At 43.5% G+C, this 20,965-nt stretch carries 18 protein-coding genes; 9 read left to right on the top strand and 9 right to left on the bottom strand.

The window, feature by feature from the left end; genetic code table 11:
* The first annotated feature begins 1 nt into the window (after position 1).
* A complete protein-coding gene (locus tag OCV37_RS07105; protein WP_038178416.1) occupies positions 2-724 on the top strand; it encodes a 3'-5' exonuclease in 723 nt (240 codons plus the stop codon).
* Positions 725-859: 135 nt separating this feature from the next.
* Here the strand turns inward: OCV37_RS07105 and OCV37_RS07100 are convergent, their stop codons facing one another.
* The gene (locus OCV37_RS07100) at positions 860-2,434 is read right to left on the bottom strand and encodes a BCCT family transporter (RefSeq protein ID WP_038178415.1); all 1,575 of its coding nucleotides are present in this window, start codon (positions 2,432-2,434) and stop codon (positions 860-862) included.
* A 514-nt stretch (positions 2,435-2,948) separates the two neighbouring features.
* On the opposite strand from OCV37_RS07100, the gene OCV37_RS07095 reads away from it, so the two are divergent.
* Positions 2,949-3,425: a MarR family winged helix-turn-helix transcriptional regulator gene (locus tag OCV37_RS07095; protein ID WP_038178414.1), complete on the top strand. Its 477-nt coding sequence runs from the start codon at positions 2,949-2,951 to the stop codon at positions 3,423-3,425.
* 92 nt (positions 3,426-3,517) lie between these two features.
* Here OCV37_RS07095 and OCV37_RS07090 read toward each other — a convergent pair whose 3' ends face one another.
* Positions 3,518-3,889 (bottom strand): hypothetical protein, encoded by a 372-nt coding sequence (locus OCV37_RS07090; RefSeq protein ID WP_038178413.1) that lies wholly within the window; start codon positions 3,887-3,889, stop codon positions 3,518-3,520.
* Positions 3,890-4,221: 332 nt separating this feature from the next.
* Between OCV37_RS07090 and OCV37_RS07085 the strand changes: the two genes are divergently transcribed.
* Positions 4,222-4,902 carry a DUF2982 domain-containing protein gene (locus tag OCV37_RS07085; protein ID WP_038178412.1) on the top strand — a complete coding sequence of 227 codons (681 nt, stop codon included), beginning with the start codon at positions 4,222-4,224 and terminating at the stop codon, positions 4,900-4,902.
* On the opposite strand, the gene OCV37_RS07080 is transcribed toward OCV37_RS07085, so the two are convergent.
* The 4 genes from OCV37_RS07080 to gyrA all read right to left on the bottom strand — a co-directional run bounded on the left by OCV37_RS07080 (position 4,896) and on the right by gyrA (position 9,794).
* Positions 4,896-5,552: an MBL fold metallo-hydrolase gene (locus OCV37_RS07080; RefSeq protein WP_038178411.1), complete on the bottom strand. Its 657-nt coding sequence runs from the start codon at positions 5,550-5,552 to the stop codon at positions 4,896-4,898. The two genes, OCV37_RS07085 and OCV37_RS07080, sit on opposite strands and share 7 nt — an antisense overlap.
* A 245-nt stretch (positions 5,553-5,797) precedes the next feature.
* Positions 5,798-6,394, bottom strand: coding sequence for a GTP cyclohydrolase II (locus OCV37_RS07075; RefSeq protein ID WP_038178410.1), 597 nt, complete (start codon positions 6,392-6,394; stop codon positions 5,798-5,800).
* Positions 6,395-6,696: 302 nt separating this feature from the next.
* On the bottom strand, positions 6,697-6,825 hold the full coding sequence (locus OCV37_RS07070; RefSeq protein ID WP_205409447.1) for a 3-demethylubiquinone-9 3-methyltransferase: 129 nt from the start codon (positions 6,823-6,825) through the stop codon (positions 6,697-6,699).
* A gap of 305 nt (positions 6,826-7,130) precedes the next feature.
* Entirely contained in the window at positions 7,131-9,794 is a 2,664-nt protein-coding gene (gene gyrA, locus OCV37_RS07065; protein ID WP_038178408.1) for a DNA topoisomerase (ATP-hydrolyzing) subunit A, read from the bottom strand.
* A gap of 384 nt (positions 9,795-10,178) precedes the next feature.
* Between gyrA and ubiG the strand changes: the two genes are divergently transcribed.
* From ubiG to yfaE, 4 genes are all read left to right on the top strand, one after another.
* Positions 10,179-10,886 (top strand): bifunctional 2-polyprenyl-6-hydroxyphenol methylase/3-demethylubiquinol 3-O-methyltransferase UbiG, encoded by a 708-nt coding sequence (ubiG, locus tag OCV37_RS07060; protein ID WP_051680298.1) that lies wholly within the window; start codon positions 10,179-10,181, stop codon positions 10,884-10,886.
* A gap of 424 nt (positions 10,887-11,310) precedes the next feature.
* A complete protein-coding gene (gene nrdA, locus OCV37_RS07055) occupies positions 11,311-13,602 on the top strand; it encodes a class 1a ribonucleoside-diphosphate reductase subunit alpha (protein ID WP_038178406.1) in 2,292 nt (763 codons plus the stop codon).
* 87 nt (positions 13,603-13,689) lie between these two features.
* Positions 13,690-14,823, top strand: a complete 1,134-nt coding sequence (gene nrdB / locus OCV37_RS07050) for a class Ia ribonucleoside-diphosphate reductase subunit beta (RefSeq protein ID WP_038178405.1) — start codon at positions 13,690-13,692, stop codon at positions 14,821-14,823.
* A gap of 2 nt (positions 14,824-14,825) precedes the next feature.
* On the top strand, positions 14,826-15,107 hold the full coding sequence (gene yfaE / locus OCV37_RS07045) for a class I ribonucleotide reductase maintenance protein YfaE (protein WP_038178404.1): 282 nt from the start codon (positions 14,826-14,828) through the stop codon (positions 15,105-15,107).
* 64 nt (positions 15,108-15,171) lie between these two features.
* On the opposite strand, the gene OCV37_RS07040 is transcribed toward yfaE, so the two are convergent.
* Together OCV37_RS07040 and OCV37_RS07035 are read right to left on the bottom strand one after the other, a co-directional pair.
* Positions 15,172-15,450: a hypothetical protein gene (locus OCV37_RS07040; protein ID WP_038178403.1), complete on the bottom strand. Its 279-nt coding sequence runs from the start codon at positions 15,448-15,450 to the stop codon at positions 15,172-15,174.
* 274 nt (positions 15,451-15,724) lie between these two features.
* Positions 15,725-16,957 carry a CinA family nicotinamide mononucleotide deamidase-related protein gene (locus OCV37_RS07035; protein WP_038178402.1) on the bottom strand — a complete coding sequence of 411 codons (1,233 nt, stop codon included), beginning with the start codon at positions 16,955-16,957 and terminating at the stop codon, positions 15,725-15,727.
* 288 nt (positions 16,958-17,245) lie between these two features.
* Between OCV37_RS07035 and OCV37_RS07030 the strand changes: the two genes are divergently transcribed.
* Both OCV37_RS07030 and OCV37_RS07025 read left to right on the top strand, forming a co-directional pair.
* Positions 17,246-17,770 carry a glycine cleavage system protein R gene (locus tag OCV37_RS07030; protein ID WP_038178401.1) on the top strand — a complete coding sequence of 175 codons (525 nt, stop codon included), beginning with the start codon at positions 17,246-17,248 and terminating at the stop codon, positions 17,768-17,770.
* A gap of 230 nt (positions 17,771-18,000) precedes the next feature.
* Positions 18,001-19,608 (top strand): methyl-accepting chemotaxis protein, encoded by a 1,608-nt coding sequence (locus OCV37_RS07025; RefSeq protein ID WP_038178400.1) that lies wholly within the window; start codon positions 18,001-18,003, stop codon positions 19,606-19,608.
* A 122-nt stretch (positions 19,609-19,730) separates the two neighbouring features.
* On the opposite strand, the gene nspC is transcribed toward OCV37_RS07025, so the two are convergent.
* Positions 19,731-20,864, bottom strand: a complete 1,134-nt coding sequence (nspC, locus tag OCV37_RS07020) for a carboxynorspermidine decarboxylase (protein ID WP_038178399.1) — start codon at positions 20,862-20,864, stop codon at positions 19,731-19,733.
* Between the last annotated feature and the right edge of the window lie 101 nt (positions 20,865-20,965).

The following is a 20,965-nucleotide window of genomic DNA, read 5'->3' as shown; positions in this document are numbered from 1 at the left end:
TATGCTAAAAAAACTATTGAAAGCGCCCAGTATTGACTGGCAAAAAAAGTATCAGCTCAAGCAGAAACGGGTAACGCATCCGTCGCTTCATTATTTCTATCAGCAATTACTACCCGATGCAGATACCCCGATTGGAGAAATTGAGTTTCTGGCACTTGATTTTGAGACAACGGGCCTGAATCAGGCCAAGGATGAAATTGTCACGATTGGCGCGGTCCCTTTCACGCTGGATCGAATCAAACCGGGGCAGTCTAAACACTGGCTGGTGAAACCACGTCGTCCTTTAAAAGAGTCGTCTATCATTGTTCATGGTATTACACATACAGATATTATGGACGCACCTGATTTAAATGAGTTTCTTGATGAGATCTTGCATCTTATGGCAGGAAAAATAATCGTCGTGCATTATCATCCGATTGAGCGCCAATTCCTCGATCAGGCGCTGAAAGAGAGAATTCAAGAAGGGATTGAGTTCCCGGTTGTTGACACCATGCATCTCGAAGAGCGAATTTTGGCTCAGCAATCCGGAGGGATACTGAATTTGATGAACAGCTTTAAGAAAAAGCCATCAGTCCGACTGGGGAATACCAGAGAACGCTATGGATTGCCACACTACCCGCTGCATGATGCATTATTTGATGCACTCGCTACAGCAGAGCTTCTTCAGGCGCAGATCGCTAATCACTATGATCGCTCTCGGCCAATCAATGATTTTTGGATATAGCCCCGCAAAAATTTACTTCAGTCAGTCACGGCCTGATCATCAATCACTTCACCCAGTCTATTCAGCGTTGAAATGTTGGGGCCAGATACAAAAAAGCCGGCATCATCGCCGGCTTTTCCAGAATAACCGCAGCAATTAATTCAATCGCTCGGTTTTCATTCCCATAATCAGACTGACACACATCATGAGCAGAACAAATGTAAATGGCAGAGCTGTCGAAATCGCACCCGCCTGCAATGCCTGAATGGCTTGTGTTCCACCAATCCATAGCAATGCAATGGCAATTGCGCCCTCAATAGAAGCCCAGAATATTCTCTGCGGAATCGGTGCATCGACCTTACCACCAGCAGTAATACTATCAATAACCAGTGAGCCGGAATCAGAAGAGGTAATGAAAAATACCAAAACTAATACAACACCAATTAAAGAAAGGACTTTGCCGTAAGGCAAGACATCAAACATCTGGAACATCGCCAGTGAAACTTCAGTAATTCCTTTATGGCCCAGTTCACCGACTTGATGAACCACCTGATCGATTGCCATGCCACCGAATACAGACATCCAAACCACAGTCACCAGTGTCGGAACAAAGAGTACCGCCGTGATAAATTCTCTGACCGTACGACCTTTGGAAACCCGGGCAATAAACATACCGACAAATGGTGACCAAGAGATCCACCATGCCCAGTAGAATACAGTCCAGCCTTGGAACCATGCTTCATCTTCACGACCATGAGGATTGCTCAAAGAAACAATATTTTCAATATAGGCAAGCAGCGTTGTTTTAATAGAATCAAACGTCACCGCGTAACCAATCAGACCGACCGCAAGCAGCAATAAGAAAGCGATGATCATATTGATATTCGAAATGACTTTTACACCGCCATCGATACCACGAACCACAGAGATCACAGCTAACATGGTGACCGCAATAATCACCACAATCTGTAATCCGATTCCGGCATCAATCCCAAACACGTGGTGGATCCCACTGGCAGCTTGTTGTGCACCAAGCCCTAACGATGTAGCCAAACCAAATAACGTTGCAACAACGGCAAGAATATCAACCAAATGTCCGGGCCATCCCCAGGCACGATCGCCAAGTAACGGATAAAAGATTGAACGAATTGAGAGTGGCAGGCCTTTGTTATAGCAGAAAAATGCCAGTGACAATGCAACAACCCCGTAAATCGCCCATGGGTGTAATCCCCAGTGGAACATCGTCGCACCCAAAGCGAGTTTCGCCGCTTCAGGAGAGTATGCTTCAACATTTAAGGGTGTTTTATACCATCCGGTATAGTACGCCACCGGTTCAGCCACACTCCAGAACATCAAGCCAATGCCCATCCCAGCGGCAAATAACATCGCCAGCCAAGAGAGGTAAGAGTAATCGGCTGTTGCTGACTGTCCCCCTAAACGAATTTTACCGAATGGCGAAACGACAAGAATCAAGCAGAAAACCACAAAAATATTACCGGACCATATAAATAGCCAGTCAAAGTTGCCGATGATTTTCCATTTGATGCCGTCTAAAGCGGATTTAGCTGTTTCAGGATCAGTAATTAACGTCGCCACAAGAAACAGCAAAATTAACCCTGCGCTGATACCAAACACAGGGTTATGAACATCAAAACCCCATTTTTGAACATTATCCTGTCCGACAGTATAATCCGTACTGTCGATACTATATTTATCAATACCTTTGGTCATAATTCCCCTCTTTATGATTTAGCCGTCAAATTATTATTACCTATCCCTAGGCGAATCAGCTAAAAATCATTTGAACACACAATGAACAACACGTCATCGCGTGGCATAATTTATCTTAAACTAATCAATAATGCCATCAATCGGTTAAAATATAGACTAAAAAACAGATAAAAAAGAACTTTTTGGTTAAAATCACAACGCGAACAACTTAGCCTCCGGCGAGATTGTTTTGTACACTAATATTTTATACAGATTACAATATGATGAAAGCACATCATTACACTGTCACATATGACCACATTGCAACAAAATGACATTCGTGTCATCCTTGTCTGACAATTCAGCAAAAATACTTTCATAACCTTCTTTCCTGAAGATAGTTGCAAAGAAAACGATGACATCAGCACTTTTCTTCTATGAATAGCACTTTTCTTCTGTGAATAAGTGAGGTAATGTCCGCGTTATTGTTATCCGTATAAAATATTAGTAATTACTCAAAGTCTGGATATTGATTTTGGAAAAACATGAAGAAGTACTGGTTGCTATACGCCAGATCATCCGAGCGATTGACCTTCACTCAAAAAAATTAAGCAAAGTTGCAGGACTCACAGGGCCGCAATTGATTTTGATGCGTTCAATCGAACAATTAGGCGAAGTCACGATTCGTGAACTTTCTCGTAATACAAATATGAGTCAAGCCACTGCGACAACCATTCTGGATCGTTTGGAAAGGAATGGTTATGTACGCCGCGTCCGTAGTGTGACAGACAAGAGAAAAGTTCATGCTCATCTGACAGAATTCGGCCAAGAGTTGCTGCATAAAGCACCTCAGCCTTTACAGGATAATTTTGTTTCTCAGTTCCAACAGTTGGAAGAGTGGGAGCAGACACTGTTACTCTCTTCGATTCAGCGTCTTTCAGCAATGATGAAAGCAGATAATATTGATGTGGCACCGATGCTAGAGATCGGCAGTATTTTGAATCACGAATAACAGAACAGATTGGCGAGAGTGTCATACTCTGATACATCAAAAAGATCCAGCGCAATGACATCACAACTGGATCTTTTTGGCGTGTGTCAGATTTAAGCGCGCTTATAAAGTACTTTATTGCCGGCCAGTTGCACTTTCTCAACAAGATTGTCTTCTAAAAGTTTTTTCAGTGCACCTGTTGCCCAGCTAGCCGCTTTTGTGTCTTCCTGACCCGCTTCTAATCCGATGCTTTTCGGATTAATTCCATCAGCATGTTGAGTCACAATTTCCAACACTTGAGCCTGCTTCGGGGTGAGATTTTCGTTGACGATTGTCGCTGCCTTTGGCTGACTTGAAGAAACAAGGGGCTGTGTCTTCACTGCAGACGGCTTTACTGCAGACTGTTTTAAAGTCGGATTTATGGCAAAGGGTTTCATACGCTTTTGCAGTTTATTCTGCACATTACGCTTATGAGCCAGTCTCATCGAATATTCTCCATTACAACTGTCGAGACAGTATTCATTAAACAAAGTGCGGTTTATATCAAAATTTTGCGCTAATTTATAGACAGCAGAAATGATTTACGCTGAAAAGTTAATTTTTAAGCTAAAAGCGATTAAAAACCAAGCAAAACAGCCCTAATAAACCAACAATGAGAGCAAAGGTCTGTATCTTCTGAATTCTTGAAGATATTATCTTCAAATCACTTCAGAGTGTCAGAACTCAAGTCTTATTTATTCTGAATATTCGCGGTCTTCAGATATTGGCGTAAAGCCAATTGAGGAAAAACAGAGCCCCAAACGATTGTGGAACAAATATGCAGACGGTTCATCTTTCAAATTTTGAATTTAATTTCCACCAGCGCTCCGTACGCTTAACGATGATTGCGTATGCAACAATCGCCCTGCTGATCATCATGACCACAAATACCCTTTCTCTGGCTTTGATTTATGCTGCGTTATTCTCTGGGATTGCAGTACTGCTCTATTGGTTGATCCGCAAAAGTCAGGTTCGTTATACCTTAACCGCAACTCACTTCCAACAGCACACATTTCGAGGCGGCTGGGTCGTCAAATGGAATAATATTCAAGAGATTAACCAATGTACCTATCATATTGACGGCTGGCACCAACCACTCCCCTGGATTGGGATTCGTTTGAAGTCCTACTCTCCTTTTCTGAATAGTATTTGCCCACGAATTATCAGTGAGATTTTATTGTCTCAGCGCGGACTACTTTATCTGGGAATGAAACAGCACCATGTCCGGCTTGCTGAGTTCGAGGATATTGTTCTGGATCCGAGTTTATATAAGTCGGCAGACGGACAGCTATATTCCGGCTTACTCGCAATGCTGGCAAACCGGATGAGCTATCAAAGAAATTACCATGGGTATGATCTATTCATCCCGATGAGTGATTTAGGCATTCAAGGCGATGAACTGATTGGAATGGCCAGACGCTATATTGCTGCGGCAGAGCCGGAACAGCGCCATCAATAGAGTGGCATTTCATCCGCAACAAAAGGATTTGACGCACGTTCATGACCAAAGGTTGACTGTGGGCCGTGTCCGGGGATAAATGTAACATCATTGCCCAATGGCCATAACTTCGTTTTAATCGAACGAATCAATGTTTCGAAATCACCCTGAGGAAAGTCTGTTCTTCCGATACTTCCCTGAAATAAAACATCACCGACAAAAGCCACTTTTGCGGATTCACTGAACAAGCAGACATGACCCGGTGTATGACCCGGCGTGTGATATACCTGAAGCTCTTGCTGACCAAACGCAACCGAATCGCCCTCGTTCAACCACTGATCGGGGTCAAACGCCATCGTTCGCGGAAAACCAAACATCTGACTCTGCTTTTCCAGTTCTTGCAGCCAGAACCGATCAGCCTGATGCGGGCCAATAATATCGACGGCACCAAGCGATTGTTGCAGTGTTTTCGTCCCACCGACATGATCAAGGTGTCCATGGGTCAAAACAATATGTACAATTTGGACCCCCAACACCTGAATCACGTCCGCAAGATGCTTTTCATCGCCGCCAGGATCAATCACGATGCCCTTCATGGTTTCATCGCACCAAACAATTGAACAATTCTGAGCAAAAGCCGTTACAGGGACTATTTGATACTGAAGAGACATATTTTTCCTTATAAAGCCAAATTACAGTGAACTATGACACTCCAAGATAGGTTTGACAAGAATCGGCTCAACGACAAACCGGACATTCAAATCCCCCCTGCACCCGCAACAAACTCAAGCCTGAATCCCATCTTTTTCTTTGATCATGAACACAGCGGCAGATTTCAACCCTATGAATAACGTCAAACAATATAAAAAATCAATAGGGTCATGAAGTGAATATCAGTCAGAGCAGAGAACGCCACTTACAATGAGAGTTTATGCTTACCATAACTGACTTTTGCTTTCAGATAGTTGGCGTTACCCGCTTTAATATGGGCTGCCGTATGAACAATCTCAACAATTTCAATGCCGTGAGCTCTCAAGTCATTCACTTTCTTGGGATTGTTTGTCACTAAGCGGATTTTATTGATATTCAATGCTTTCAACATTTGAGCCGCTTCAGAAAACTCTCTGAGATCATCATCAAAACCAAGCTTTCGGTTCGCTTCGTACGTATTCAACCCTTGGCTTTGCAGTCGATACGCATCAATCTTATTATATAAACCAATCCCTCGCCCTTCCTGGCGAAGGTATAGGATGATTCCACCAGATTCTCCCATTTTAGTAATAGTTTCTTCTAGTTGTTCACCACAGTCACATCTTGACGAGTGGAAAACATCTCCCGTCAGGCACTCTGAATGCATTCTCACTAAAGGAATTTCTTGATTTAAGTCTGCAGATTTAAAAATCAAAGCAACGTGTTCTTTATCTGTATTCAAACCGTTGAAAGAGAGGATCTCAGCATCAATATCACTTTTTGCTCCAACTTTTAAATCCACTCTGGCTCGGACATCCGCCATATCAGTACTCTCTTACTCAGATATTTCCATATCAATAACAATCAAAACATTTCGCACTAACGTCCCCCTCATAGGTATAGTGGTGACGTTATAATATTACAAATAGAAAATACCACTAGATGCCCAAGAGAAAAAGAGATTATTCTATATTGGCGTGTAATCCCTGCAAATCATCCCTATCGAATACGCCCGACCTGATTGATAAACCGTCTCATTGATTGTATTACTCAATATTTCTGACATAAAAAAACCCGGTCATCAGTTGATTTACCGGGTTTCTTATATGTATGAACCGCTACCTGTTAATGTGTCTGCGATTTTTTCCACATGATCAGCTCGATCCAAACTCTTTCAATCTGCTCCAGCTCTTCATCAGTTAAAAGTGACAATGTCGAGGACGTATTTGGAAATGCATACGCGTGCTGCGCCATAATCTGCTGGTAGAAATCTTTCTTCAACTGAGTTACTTGAGAGTCCACTGCATCTATCCATTATCGGTAACAAGTAAAAAAATTTTATCATTTTCTCATTTGTTGTCCTATGAAATTTAAATTATTGGAATGATTATCACATTTAATATCTCTTTTTTTTGCTAAGAGCAATTGAGTAAATTGTTAATTTTATTATTAATTACGCTGTCAACCCCAGAGACAATCAGAGACTAGCGGGCTAAGGACATAAAAAAACCGGGCTATTTGCCCGGTTTTATTCGCGTTATCACTGATATTCGTCAGAATTAATCGTCAGAGAGATCTTGCTCATCTGAGCTCTCTCCCTCATTTGGAGCTAAAGGCTCTGATGACGAGGATGAATCCTCAGTGGTGTCATCTGCTACAACACTTTCATCGACAACGCTTGCATCGATATCAGCATCTTCAACTTCTTCGATTCGTTGCAGACCAACCACTTTTTCATCTTCTGCGGTTCTAATCAATGTCACACCTTGGGTATTACGACCAACCTGACTGACTTCTCCGACACGAGTTCGAACCAAGGTACCAGCATTGGTGATCATCATAAATTCATCACCGCTGTCTACCTGTACGGCTCCGACAACACAGCCGTTACGCTCAGACACTTTGATTGAAACAACCCCTTGAGTTGCCCGCCCTTTCGTCGGATATTCATTCAAATCAGTCCGCTTACCGTAACCATTTTCAGTCACAGTCAGAATATCACCCTGTTCAGAAGGTACAATCAGCGAGACAACTTGATCGTTGTCTGCCAACTTCATGCCTCGGACACCGGATGCCGTTCTTCCCATAGCTCGTACATGTTGTTCATTAAACCGGACGACTTTACCGGCTTTCGAGAACAACATAATCTCACTGTTCCCATCCGTAATATCGACACCAATCAATGAATCGTCATCACGCAGGTTCACAGCAATCAAGCCGTTGGAACGAACATTGGCAAACTGATCAAGTGATGTTTTCTTCACGGTTCCGTCACCGGTTGCCATGAAGATAAATTTATCTTCCGAGTATTCTGCAACCCGAAGAATTGCCGTAATCCGTTCATTTTCTTCCAGCGGAAGAATGTTATTAATCGGCTTTCCTCGTGCAGTCCGGGTCGCATGAGGTAGCTGATACACTTTGAGACGATACGTTTTACCACGCGTTGAGAAGCACAGAATATTATCGTGGGTATTCGCCACTAACAGACGTTCAATATAGTCTTCGTCTTTCATCTTCGTGGCACTTTTACCCTTACCGCCACGACGCTGAGACTCATAATCACTCAGTGATTGGTACTTCACATATCTTTCATGAGATAAAGTAACCACTACGTCTTCACGCGCAATCAGCTCTTCCAGATCAATATCATGTGAAGCTGCTGTAATTTCTGTCAGACGATTATCACCGAAACCATTTCTGACAGCTTCCAGTTCTTCCCTGATAACTTCCATCAGACGTTCAGTGCTGGACAGAATCAACATTAATTCGGCGATTTCTTCCAGTAAGGCTTTGTATTCATCCAGAATTTTTTCATGCTCAAGACCAGTTAGTCGGTGCAATCTTAACTCAAGAATCGCTTGTGCCTGCTGTTCAGTCAGGAAATACAGCCCATCACGGATACCGTATTGGGGTTCCAGCCAGTCCGGACGTGCCGCATCAACACCCGCACGCTCGAGCATTGCCGCAACATCACCTAAAGACCAACCACGAGCCAATAGACCTGCTTTTGCTTCTGCCGGTGTTGGAGCACGACGAATCAGTTCAATAATGTCATCGATATTTGCCAGCGCAAGTGCCAGACCTTCCAGAATATGGGCACGATCCCGCGCTTTGCGTAGTTCGAAGATTGTCCGACGAGTCACCACTTCACGACGGTGATCAACAAAACATTTTAACAGTTCTTTCAGGTTAAACAGTTTTGGCTGTCCATTATCGAGCGCAACCATGTTAATGCCGAACGTGGTTTGTAACTGAGTCTGTGAATACAGATTATTCAGGACAACTTCGCCGACAGCATCACGTTTACATTCGATAACAATACGCATCCCGTCTTTATCGGATTCATCACGCAGTGCACTGATACCTTCGACTTTTTTATCTTTGACCAGCTCTGCGATTTTCTCGATCAAGCGTGCTTTATTGACCTGATAAGGAATCTCAGTAACAACTATCGTCTCTCGACCATTTTTATCTGTTTCGATATCCGCTTTTGAACGGAGATAAATTTTGCCGCGCCCGGTTTTGTAGGCATCAATAATACCTTTACGGCCACTGATCATTGCAGCCGTTGGAAAGTCAGGGCCCGGAATGTACTCGATCAGTTCATCGATCGTAATGTCTTCATTATCAATGAAGGCAAGACATCCATCGATGACCTCCCCTAAGTTATGAGGTGGGATGTTGGTTGCCATACCAACTGCAATCCCGGAAGAGCCATTGACCAACAGGTTCGGTACTTTAGTTGGTAAGACCGCTGGGATTTGCTCGGTATCATCGTAGTTTGAAACGTAATCGACCGTTTCTTTATCCAGATCGGCAAGCAATTCGTGGGCAATTTTTGCCATCCGAACTTCGGTATAACGCATGGCCGCAGCAGAATCACCATCAATCGAGCCAAAGTTTCCTTGACCATCGACCAGCATATAACGAAGTGAAAACGGTTGTGCCATCCGTACAATCGTGTCGTAAACGGCACTATCACCATGGGGGTGATATTTACCGATAACATCTCCGACAACACGAGCCGATTTTTTGTAGGGTTTATTCCAATCATTCCCCAACACGCTCATTGCGTATAGTACCCGACGGTGCACAGGTTTAAGTCCGTCACGTGCATCAGGAAGAGCCCGACCTACAATGACTGACATTGCATAGTCAAGGTATGAGCCTCTCAGCTCATCTTCTATACTGACAGGCGTGATCTCTTTAGCTAGATCGCTCATAGAGCCATTGTCCCTCTATAGTTTGATCGTATATTCGATACGTATAAGACCGGAAAATATAACACAGGTTTTGCTACTTCGGCATCACTTTCCCTCTCCTTTTCTCAGCTTGTTACATTGGTCGCGAATTAACTGTCTATATTTTACCCACTTCTGCAAGAGTCATTGATTCCTCAGTGCATTTTTTAGACACACCCTGCCCTCAACTTTTTTACCGACATCAATCGATTAACGAACCGAAACGGATTGACGAAATGAATAAATGACCAATCTTCTTTGTTTCAGAGACAGAAACTTTCGGGGGCATTGCATTTCTGTATAATACGGCAAGCAAAATGGTACATCGCGATTGCGACAATGTAGATATCAACAACGGATCTGAAAATGACAACACAGAATGTGGACCCGAAAGAAATTCAAAAATTTGAAGACATGGCTTCCCGGTGGTGGGATCTGGAAGGAGAATTTAAACCTCTCCATCAAATCAACCCGCTTCGACTTGATTATGTTTTGCAGCAATCAAATGGACTATTTGGTAAACAGGTTCTGGATGTCGGATGTGGTGGCGGGATTCTCGCTGAAAGTATGGCGCGCGAAGGTGCAACGGTCACGGGGCTCGACATGGGAAAAGAGCCGTTGGAAGTTGCGCGGCTCCATGCCTTGGAAAGCCAGTTACAAATTGATTATGTCCAGACAACGATTGAAGAGCACGCACAACAACATCCTGCCGCTTATGATGTTGTGACCTGTATGGAAATGATCGAGCATGTCCCTGAACCACAATCGATTATTCAGGCGTGTTCCCGACTGGTTAAGCCCGGCGGACATGTATTCTTTTCAACCCTGAACCGTAATTTGAAATCCTATCTGTTTGCAATTGTCGGTGCAGAAAAATTGCTGAAGATTGTCCCGGAAGGCACACATGACCATGAGAAATTTATTCGTCCTTCAGAGTTATTCCGGATGATCGATCAGACATCACTGCAAGAGCGGGGAATCACTGGGTTACATTATAATCCTTTCACTCAAACATATCGTCTCGGACACAGAGTCGATGTCAATTATATTGTGCACACAACACGGCCTGAATAACGCATCTTTATTTCTGTATAAAGCAGTGCATCGATTTGCTGAGGTACAGTTTTTATACATATTGATTAAATTAACACCAGACATTTGATCTGATCATTTGTCTCTAAAGATCAAGCTGTTTTTTTTTCATTTTGGTGGAACTTCACTCAAATAAATAAGACCTGTTTTGACCATTCTCTTGTAAACACAGGTTCTCAGTAAGCAGCTACTAACAAAAAAATTTCATGCGATGGTTATCCACAAGATGTCCCCTGATGACAAACTTGAAATAAGCCCGTAATAGCACTATCTTGTAATCCGCAAGGTACGAAGACCCTATATGTTGTGTTTAACGCATAGTGTTATTTATATCAGATAAGCAAGACCCTAAATCTAAAATAATTCATAGTCGGTCTTATCAGTTTTGTTAGGGAAATAAAGCAGAATGAACCAGCAACTCACAGTTACGAAGCGCGATGGGCGTAAAGAACAAATCGATCTAGATAAGATCCATCGGGTTATCACCTGGGCAGCAGAAGGGCTGCAAAATGTATCGGTTTCACAGGTAGAACTCAGAGCTCATATCCAATTTTACGATGGCATCACCACTTCCGATATTCATGAGACACTGATTAAATCCGCCGCCGATCTAATCTCCGAAGATTCGCCAGATTATCAATATCTTGCCGCCAGACTTGCGGTCTTCCATCTAAGGAAGAAAGCCTATGGCCAATATGAGCCGCCAACACTGTTCGACCATGTCACAAAACTGGTTGAAATGGGTAAATATGATCGTCATCTCATTGAAGATTATACACAAGCAGAGTGGATCGAATTAGGCAACTATATCGATCACCGCCGCGATCTGAATTTCTCTTATGCAGCAGTCAAGCAGTTGGAAGGTAAGTACTTTGTCCAGAACCGTGTGACCGGACAAATCTATGAGAGTGCGCAATTCTTGTATATTCTGGTCTCGGCCTGCCTGTTTGCCAAATATCCTCAGGAAACGCGCCTGAGCTATATCAAACGTTTCTACGATGCAACGTCACAATTTCAGATCTCTTTGCCGACCCCAATTATGTCTGGTGTCCGTACTCCGACGCGCCAGTTCAGTTCCTGTGTCTTGATCGAGTGCGGGGATAGTCTCGACTCAATCAATGCAACTGCAAGTTCGATTGTCCGTTACGTCTCACAACGTGCTGGTATCGGTATTAACGCAGGTCGCATTCGTGCCTTGGGCTCTGAAATCCGAGGCGGAGAAGCATTTCACACCGGTTGTATCCCTTTCTATAAATACTTCCAGACCGCTGTTAAATGTTGCTCTCAAGGGGGCGTTCGTGGTGGCGCTGCCACGGTCTTCTATCCGCTGTGGCACCGCGAAGCACAATCACTGCTGGTCCTCAAAAATAACCGGGGGGTTGAAGAAAACCGGGTTCGCCATATGGACTACGGTGTGCAACTGAACAAACTCATGTATACCCGTCTGGTTCAAGGCGGTAATATTTCGCTGTTCTCCCCTTCTGATGTACCGGGACTCTACGATGCATTCTTCCAGGATCAGGCAGAGTTTGAGCGTTTATATGTCCAGTATGAAAATGATGCGTCAATCAAGAGAGAAACCGTTAAAGCGGTTGAACTGTTTACACTGCTGATGCAAGAGCGAGCTTCAACCGGCCGGATCTACATTCAAAACGTTGATCACTGCAATACGCATAGCCCGTTTGACGCAAGCGTTGCCCCGGTTCGCCAGTCGAATCTCTGTCTTGAAATTGCATTACCGACAAAACCTTTAAACAATGTTGAAGATGAAACGGGTGAAATTGCCTTGTGTACGCTGTCAGCATTTAACTTAGGGGCAATTCAGTCTCTGGATGACTTTGAAGAGTTATCCGATCTGGTCGTCCGGGCACTGGATGCATTGCTCGACTATCAAGATTACCCGCTGCCAGCAGCACGTAAAGCAACCATGAATCGCCGGACACTGGGTGTTGGTGTGATCAACTATGCCTACTATCTGGCAAAACATGGGGTTAAATATTCAGACGGTAGTGCCAATGCCCTCACTCACCGTACTTTTGAAGCGATGCAATATTATTTGCTAAAAGCATCCATGAATTTGGCAAAAGAGCAAGGTCGCTGCCCTGCCTTTAATGAAACCAACTATGCGAAAGGCCTCATGCCAATTGATACCTACAAGAAGGATATTGATCAGCTTTGTGCCGAACCGCTGCATTATGATTGGGATCAACTTCGTGCCGACGTCATGGAATACGGGTTAAGAAACTCGACCCTGACTGCATTAATGCCTTCAGAGACCTCCTCTCAGATCTCAAATGCAACCAATGGGATTGAGCCACCACGTGGTTATATTTCGGTCAAAGCGTCGAAAGACGGTATTTTGAAGCAAGTCGTTCCTGAGTTCACTGAATTGAAATCTAACTACGAACTATTATGGGATATTGGCTCGAATAACGGTTATCTACATCTGGTGAGCATTATGCAGAAATTTGTTGATCAATCGATTTCTGCAAATACCAACTATGATCCGACCCGTTATGAAACCGGCAGAGTTCCGATGAAGCAACTGCTTCAAGATCTGCTGACTGCTTACAAATTTGGCGTAAAAACCCTGTATTATCACAACACCAGAGATGGTGCGAAAGATGATCAGAAGGATGTCACAGCATCCGTGATCGCTGAAGATGATGACTGTGCCGGTGGCGCCTGTAAGATTTAACGCGGACACCGTATAGACTTTTCTCTGTCAACATATACCAGTTTTACACCCTCTCTCTGTGAGAGGGTGAAACCGATTGAGGCAACTATGGCTTACAGCACTTTTACACAAAAGAAGAATAACCAGCTCAAAGAACCGATGTTTCTTGGTCAACCTGTAAACGTGGCACGTTATGACCAACAAAAATATGAGATCTTCGAAAAATTAATCGAGAAACAGCTCTCTTTCTTCTGGCGTCCCGAAGAAGTCGATGTATCGACAGATCGGATCAATTACAACAATTTGCCGGATCATGAGAAGCATATTTTTATTTCCAACCTGAAATATCAAACGCTGCTCGACTCTATTCAGGGACGTAGTCCGAACGTCGCACTGCTTCCTTTAGTTTCACTCCCCGAATTGGAAACATGGATTGAAACTTGGTCTTTCTCTGAAACGATTCATTCTCGTTCCTATACGCATATTATCCGGAATATCGTCAATGACCCGGCAGCCGTGTTCGATGATATTGTTGAAAATGAGCACATCATTAAACGCGCCGGTGACATTGCCCATTATTACGACGAACTGATCAAACTGACCAACGACTATCACCGTTATGGCGAAGGCAAACATGTCATTAATAATCAAACCGTGGTTGTCAGCCTCAATGAACTCAAGAAAAAACTCTATTTATGTCTGATGTCAGTGAACGCCCTTGAGGCCATTCGCTTCTATGTCAGCTTTGCCTGCTCTTTTGCATTTGCTGAACGAGAACTGATGGAAGGAAATGCTAAAATTATTAAGCTGATTGCTCGTGACGAGGCGCTGCATCTGACCGGTACACAGCATATGCTCAATCTGCTTCGCAATGGTCAGGATGATTTTACCTTCATTCAGATCGCGGAAGAGTGTAAACAAGAATGTTTTGACTTGTTTAAAACCGCAGCGGAGCAAGAGAAAGAATGGGCAGAATATCTGTTCAAAGATGGCTCAATGATTGGTCTGAATAAAGATATTCTCTGTCAATATGTTGAGTATATTACCAATATCCGGATGCAAGCCGTCGGTCTGGAAGCCGCTTATCCCGGTGCAGTCAATAATCCGATTCCTTGGATTAATGCTTGGCTGTCTTCAGACAACGTTCAAGTGGCACCTCAGGAAGCCGAGATCAGCTCCTATCTGGTCGGTCAGATTGATAATCAAGTGAACCTTGATGACTTTGAAGGCTTTGAGCTGTAACGATGCCAATCCTCAAAATCAATCAGATACTGACGATCGAATCCAATGGCTCCGAGACATTACTGGAGAGCATGGAAAACGCCGGGCTGAATGTTGAATACAACTGCAGAGACGGGCACTGTGGTGCCTGTCGATGTAAGTTATCAGCCGGGGAAGTTGAGTATGTGGGTTTTGCAATCGCATATACTCAGTCTGATGAGATATTACCTTGTATATGCCGGGCAAGCAGTCAACATATAGAACTTCAGGATGTACATTATGTACATAAAGTGAAGCGAGCCTAGCCGATTACCATCAAATCAATATTCATCTGATGTTTGTCACACGGCTATGGCTGATTTATTGTCGCTATAGCCGGGCCCCCGTTTTTCCTGTATCGACGAGCCGTTGTGCTTTCCCCAATAACTGATCTGCCGTCATCATTGAAATTGCTTTATCTGCGATCTTACGCCCATCATCACCAAATAATGAAATATGATAACCCAAATCGCTCATTAAACCGTTTTCTGTCGGTGTATCTAACCAAAGCGAAACCAGTTTATCACTCATATCCTGATATGCTTCTCCCAAAACAACTTGTTGGCTTGCAACTTTGTACCAAACAAGAATCTTTGAATGACTCTGCATGTCAGCCTCCTGCCGTATCAGCTCCACGAGACTTCAGTTTAGCGTGAACAGGATAGTCTTGGGTATAGCCATTTTTAGGGGAATAAGGAAACACTTAAGAAATCATCGAATTAAACATTAGACAATTTACGCATAAAGAATAATCAGATTTTATTTGAAATTATAAGGTGGCAATTCAAAGTATTACCCCCTATCAAATTCGATGACTAAGCATGATATGGGGGGAACACACGTCGGTTCAGAATCTGAATACTGAACCGAATTCATTGATTTATCATGATGTTGTGGGAATATAAATCTGTTTCTCTGACAGAGTCGATGAATACTTGCCAAAGACTGGTTTGGAAGACAGGTAACGCAACAACATATCGGCGGCAATTGTGCCGATTAAAATTTTTCGCTCATCGGCGCGATAATCCCGTTTAAACTTCAGTTGTTGTGCCCACTCCCCTTCCTTCGCCGATAACGCCAGCGTAAAACCATCGTCACGGAATTCACCCGTCACAAGCGCAAGGTCCGTCTCACTTTTTTCTTTCGTTGCACTGGCTAGTGCTAATATCGCAGAAACCGGATCCTGAGCTGACATTTTCTGGGAGACTTTCGGGCTCAATACCCAACTGCTGCCACACAATTCAAAGATCGCGTCATCACTGAACAGCCAATCCACCAGCCAACCACGCGTCGATTGTTCAGCAACCGCCAGCGTTTTACCACTGTTATGCATGGTTTGTGAAAGTTGGGCAAGCATCGGTTGATCAATACTGACCGTCCATTCGGAGACATGGCTAAATATTTCTTCCATTAAACGGTACATTTCATTGTCCTGCCCTGCCGGTCCGAACAACTTGATCTCAATAAAAGGCAGGTAAGCACGGAAACCCAGCAGATACGTCTCAGGTAATTCAACCTGCCGGAGCAAATCTTCCAAAACCGACTCGGACGAACCGAGTGTATATAAACGATGACAGACTAAATCTGAAGCATCGGGAAATTGTTGCTTTAAGTCGGGCAATACTTGTTCATGAATCATTTTATGAAATTCTACCGGAACCCCCGGCGTGAAATAACAGAGACATCCCTGAATTTCGACTTTAAACCCACAAGCAGTCCCAATCGGATTATTCAATACCGTTGCCTGTTCCGGTAACATCGCTTGTTTGATATTACTGTCAGACATCACCAAGTTCCGCTGAGCGAAACGTGCTTTCATGACTTCAAGCCAATCAGGAAACAGGACCAATGGTTGCTCAGCGGCTTCTGCCGCGACCTCGGCAGACAAATCATCGCTGGTTGGCCCTAAGCCACCATTCACGATCAAAACATCTGAATTTAAAGCCAGCGTCAAAATTTCATCGCGAAGCACCTGACGATTATCACCAGCGGTTGAACGCTTGGTCAGTGGATAGCCTTGTTCAAAAAAAAGATTCGACAACCATGTCGCATTCGTGTCTTGAATATCTCCATGGAGTACTTCTTCACCGGTACTAAGCATCGCAACTTTTAGCATAACCAAAACCTTTTATTCAGCTTCAATCTCCCGGACAAGAAAAAGATCGACTCTGCTTTTCCGATCCAGAAACTTACGTTGTCTCATCATACAATACATCACAGAAAAAGACTTGTGATTCTCTATCTTTGCTTTGATTTCAACCTGATAGAAGTTTAGCCATCCATCGGTTTTTCATCGAACCAAAGATCAGATCTAACTAACAAAACTGTAAAACATTCAGCTAACCACATCACCTCAGCCTAAAATAATAGTATCAGTCAGTAAAACTTGGTAAGGAGAAACCGAATGCCCCAGCTATTTATTGTCAGCTTTATCGGTGATGCTGCACCAGCAGATATCCATCATCTAGCCGCGATTACCCATGAAAATGGCGGGCAATGGATGATTAGTAAAATCAATTATTTAGAAAACCGGGTCGCTGCACTAATCAAGGTATCTGCACCTGAAGAGACCGCCATGTATATTAAAGATGCCTTTCTGTCACAACCCAACTTATCAACGATGATTACCGACTGTGCGCCACATGATACCGAACAGAAAAAAGAATATAATTTGAGAATCGATGCGAATGACAGAGCTGGTATCGTCAATGAAATTACTCACTTACTCGATAGTCAGCGAATTAGAGTGTTAGATATGAATTGCCAGCGGATATTTATTTCTGACAGCCACGGCATCAATTCCAGTTTATTTACAGCACACATTTCCCTTCGTTTACCCGAGACATTATTCATCGATGATATTATCAGTGAACTTGAATCGTTGAGTGAAGATACTCAAGTCATGCTTGATAGTTCATCAACGCACTAATTTAATGCAACAACATAAATATATGAAAATATTCATTATTACATTCCTAAAACGAAAGACAAGTCGCAAAAAATAACATTGTCAATTACATGTTTATATGATCTGATCTGCAGAATAGCTGCTTATTATTGCGGAGATATTTGTATGGGCCATTATGAAATATAATAGTGGATAATATTGTTGAAATAATAATACACAAGCATCTCTGTAGATGCTTGGAGGAAAACGTCATGTCAATGCTAAGAAATATCAAAGTCAGCCGAAAACTGGCCTGGTTAGTATTCGTTGCGATTATCGGTTTTGTTGTATTACTCATAATTGCAAATCAAACATTAGAAAGAAACTTACTCAGTGAAAAAAAGCAACGCCTTTCGGCAGTCATTGAATCCGTCATTTCTCAAATTGCTTACCTTGACCAAACCCTGCCTAAAGAAGAAGCTCAAAAACAGGCAAAATTGTTACTCAACGCTACACGCTTTGATGGGGACAATTATCTATTCACGTTAGACAAATCACGGTACATCATTGATCACCCCTTAAAACCTGAGTTGAATGGTAAACAGATGGGGCAAATGAATAACCCTGAAGATAAACGCTGGTTTGAATTTGTAGAAGCGGGCCAGAAACAAGGCGGTGATATGGTGCTTTATCGCTTTGAAAATACCAATGGTGAAATAACCGATAAGTTATCCTATCTAAATAGTTATAAACCTTGGGGATGGATTATTGGCTCAGGAATGCTCGTCTCTGATATTGATAATGAAATATCCTCATTATTACTCAAAATGGGTTTATCTACGCTTCTTATTGTCGCTGGCATGATTTTACTCGGCACAATCATTGCCCGCTCAATCATTATTCCATTGGATCATATAAAAAATACCATGCAGCATATTGTGAAGGGCGATATGACTGTTGAAATTCCAATTATGGGTAAAGACGAGATCGGTATTCTGGCCCAACGTATTAATGAAACAATTAGCTCGATTCGTACCGCTTTATATGAATCCGTGAAGTCTGCCAAGCAACTTTCTGAAGCGGCAAACCGAATAGCAGCATCCGCGGAAGATACTAGCCAAGCCGTGAGTTCTCAGAAAGATCAACTCACCCAAATTGCAACGGCAATGAATGAAATGAGTGCCACGGTCGCAGATGTGGCTAATCACGCTGAATCAACCGCCAAAGATACCGCAGAAGCAAGTCAGGAAGCCGGAATGGGCGACAAAGATGTCTCATCAAGTGTTGAAAGCATCAAATCCTTATCTCAAGAGTTGGAAGTCGCCTCTGATCGGGTCAATAAACTTAAAGAAGGTGTAATGGAAATCAGTGAAGTGACTTCCGTCATTAGCGGAATTTCCGAGCAAACCAACCTACTGGCCCTGAATGCGGCGATAGAAGCCGCCCGAGCCGGGGAACAGGGCCGTGGCTTTGCGGTTGTGGCTGATGAAGTCCGTAATCTGGCCAGCCGGACCAATCAATCCACCGAAGAGATTCAGAGTACCATTAATCGATTGCAACAATTGGCAGTCAGCACCGCTGACGCTATGCAGAAGAGTCAGGATCTGGCTTACAACAGTGTCCAGTGTGCGGAAGGCTCCGGTAGCGACTTAAAATTGATTGTCACTCATATTCAGCATATCAGTGATAAGTCGGCACAAATTGCGACCGCTGCCGAAGAGCAAAGCGCAGTTGCTGAAGAGATGAACCGCAACATTTCCGGCATTAACGACGCGGCTCAGGAGATGTCCGACTCAGCAACCACGCTCGCCAAAGAGAGTGAACGTTTAGCCAGTATGTCTCATCAACTCGATGACAAACTCATGCGGTTCAAACTGTAATCGTGATAATGTATCGATCACCGATCAAAAAGCCCCCAAGAAGTCATCCTTCTTGGGGGCTTTATTTTATCGTCAGCACTTATGTCACTCATCGGTGGCTTTACCACCGACCAATCACGAATCTATTGCACGGACCACTGCGACAATGAGCGTTTAAAATCCGCATAGTCAAACTCATTGAGTTTCTGGATTTCACCATTCTGACGCTCACAGTAAACGGAAGGCATCCGTAACCCATTAAACCAGTTCAATTTAACCATGGTATACCCTGCACTATCCATCAGATGCAGTTTTTGACCAATGGTCAATGGCTGATCAAATTTAGCAATACAGAACTGGTCTCCGGCCAGACAGGAGCATGATCCAATGACATATTCATGCTCGCCATTCTGACTACTCTCATAAACAGAAGCAGGCTCATTGTAGATCAATGTATCCAAGCGGTGCGCTTCGGTGGCAGAGTCAACAATCGCGGTTTTGATCTCGTTCTCAACAATATCGACCACTGACACAACCAGATCCGTTGTCCGGGTAATAATGGCTTCTCCCGGCTCAAGGTATAACTGAACCCCATGTTTCTCGGCAAATGCTTTCAATGCCATGCCAAGCTTCTCTACATCATATCCCGGCCAGGTAAAGAACACACCGCCACCAAGACTGACCCAATCCAACTGTGCCAGATAAGGCCCAAACTGGATTGAAATCGCATCTAACAAGCGGATGAATGCATCAACGTCTTTGTTCTCACAGTTCATGTGGAACATGACACCATCAATGGATTCAAACACATTCGGATCCAGATGATCCACCTGAACGCCTAAACGGGAGAACTGACGAGCCGGATTGGCTAAGTCCTGACCGGCATAGCTCACACCGGGGTTGAGACGCAGACCGAGAGAGGCCTTTCCTTCCACCAGATGACGATACGCGGCTAATTGTGACTGTGAATTAAAAATCATTTTATCGCAGAGATCGGCGACTGCTTTTACATCATCTTCACTATATCCAACGCTATAAGCATGAGTTTCACCGCCAAAAGTCTCATAGCCTAACTGAACTTCGTAAGGCCCGGAGCTTGTCGTTCCGTCAAGATATGGCTTGATAATATCAAACACGCCCCATGTGGAAAAACATTTGAGAGCGAGCACCAGTTTCACACCGGAAATCTCTTTTAGCTGTTTGGCAATTTCAAGATTACGAATCAATTTAGACTCATCAATCATAAAATAAGGTGTTTTCAGTTCACTTTTTTGCATGACTCACTTACCGGTTGATCATGTTTACCATGTACTGCTGCGAACATTGATGGCTCGGTGACATCCATTACACCACACAACGTCAATCGCATGAAATACAG

The sequence above is a fragment of the Vibrio rhizosphaerae genome (assembly GCF_024347095.1).
Lineage (GTDB): Bacteria > Pseudomonadota > Gammaproteobacteria > Enterobacterales > Vibrionaceae > Vibrio > Vibrio rhizosphaerae.
The sequence above is the reverse complement of the archived record's forward strand: the minus strand, read 5'-3'. Positions and strand labels throughout refer to the sequence as shown.